A 1,714-nucleotide genomic window follows, 5' to 3' on the forward strand; every position below is an offset into this window, starting at 1 on the left:
CTAGAAGACTCGTGAAGATCTTGTTGGAGGGCCGTCCGGCCGTAGGCCGGGAGGCCCTCTCGCTTATGCGGTGGCCGTGGTGAGCGTCCAGGTGCCGTTGGTGCGGGTGAGTCCGAGGTTGATCAGGCGGCGGAGGTTGAGGGCGGCGGCGCGGTTGTGGAGCCAGACGTTGTTCTTGATGACGCCTCGGTAGGGGACGCGGCGGTTGCCCTTGGCGACGAGCCAGGCGATGGCGCGTTCGACAGGTGGCCGCCAGCGGCGGTACTCGGCCTGCCAGCCGGGGTCGGTGGCGGCTTGCTCGCGGGCGGCTTTGAGCAGGTCGTACTTGGCGTGGACGCTGAAGACTCGTCCGGTCTTGGAGCGGGTGCAGCGGTCCTTGAGGGGGCAGGTGGCGCACAGTTTCTTGAACTGGGCCTGGCGTGCGCCGTTGGCCAGTGGCCGGCCGAGCCGTGCGGTGTGCCCGGCAGGGCAGGTGACCTGGCCCTGTTCGGTGTCGACGGTGAAGTCGTCGGAGGTGAACCCGCCGGGGACGGCGGGTTTGAGCGGCGGCGGCTTGATGACCAGGTCGTGGCCTTGAGCGTGGAGGTGTTCACGCAGGTCACCGGTGCCATAGGCGGCATCGCCCAACGCAGTGACCGCAGTGTCCTCGTCGGCGAGGAGATCCTGGGCGACGGCGGCCTCATGGTTGTCGGCCCCGCTGCCGGCGGTCAGGGCGACCTCGGTGAACAGCCCGGTCTCGGGTTCGAAGGCCACGTGGGCGCGGAAGCCCTCCTGGTGGCGGGTGCGGTTCTTGTGGATGTGCCTCGCCTCGGGATCGACCGTGGACACCGTGCGGTCATGCACCGTTCCCCGGGCGATCCGCCAACGCCCGTCGCGGCCGTCGGAGTCCTCGGCGGGTTCGACGTCCTGGCCTGCGACCAGGGCCAGGATGCCGACCGCGTTCGCGGCCTTCTCGCCCAGCTGCTGCTCGGGCAGATGGCCCAGCAGCCTGAGCGCGTCACCGACCAGTGCGTCCACCAGCGCGGCCCGTGCCCCGGGGTCGTTCCAGGCGATGGGGGGCTTGCCCGGATCGGTGTAGTCGTGGGCGGTGCACTGCACCGCTGCCACCTCATGAGCGGTGGGGACTTCCCTGATCACCGCCCGGATCGCGGCGATGATCTGCGTGACGGTGTCCTGAGTGGCGACCGCGTCGTCCAAAACGGTGGAGTCCAGCGCACGCCGGTGCTTGCCTTTGAGGACACCGGTGGCCTTCACGACCTCGCGGACCGCCTCGAAGACCCGGTTCGGGCGGGCTGAGCGGGCCAGTCGGCGCCGGAAGTAGGCCAGCAGCGACGGGTCGAACGCCATGTCGTGCAGGCCGAGCCCGCAAGCGGCCTTCCACCGCAGGTCACACCGTAATTCTTGGACCGTCTCGAAGTCCGAGAGCCCGTGCAGAGCCTGCAACGTGATCGCCGCGGCCAGGATCTGCGGCGGCATGCTCGGCCGTCCGTTCCCGGACGGATACATGTCCGCGAACGCCACCGCCGGGAACAGCCCGCCGCGATGCTCGGCCAGAAACGCGAACACACTCCCTGCCGGAATCAACTCCCGGCACGTGACCCACACATCCGGCCCGACCGTCTCCCCGAACCATTCCCCTTGCACCACGAGAACGAGTCTGGCCCCACCGCTGACGCGGCGGGGCCAGAACCCAACATCTTCATCAGTTTCCTAG

At 69.1% G+C, this 1,714-nt stretch carries 1 protein-coding gene; it reads right to left on the reverse strand.

Translation table 11 applies throughout. The features are described 5' to 3' along the window. Window positions 1–63: 63 nt before the first annotated feature. The gene (locus tag ACIQK6_RS43065) at window positions 64–1,644 is read right to left on the reverse strand and encodes an IS1182 family transposase (protein ID WP_402697821.1); all 1,581 of its coding nucleotides are present in this window, start codon (window positions 1,642–1,644) and stop codon (window positions 64–66) included. Between the last annotated feature and the right edge of the window lie 70 nt (window positions 1,645–1,714).

Source organism: Streptomyces sp. NPDC091682, from assembly GCF_044756625.1.
Classification (GTDB): domain Bacteria; phylum Actinomycetota; class Actinomycetes; order Streptomycetales; family Streptomycetaceae; genus Streptomyces.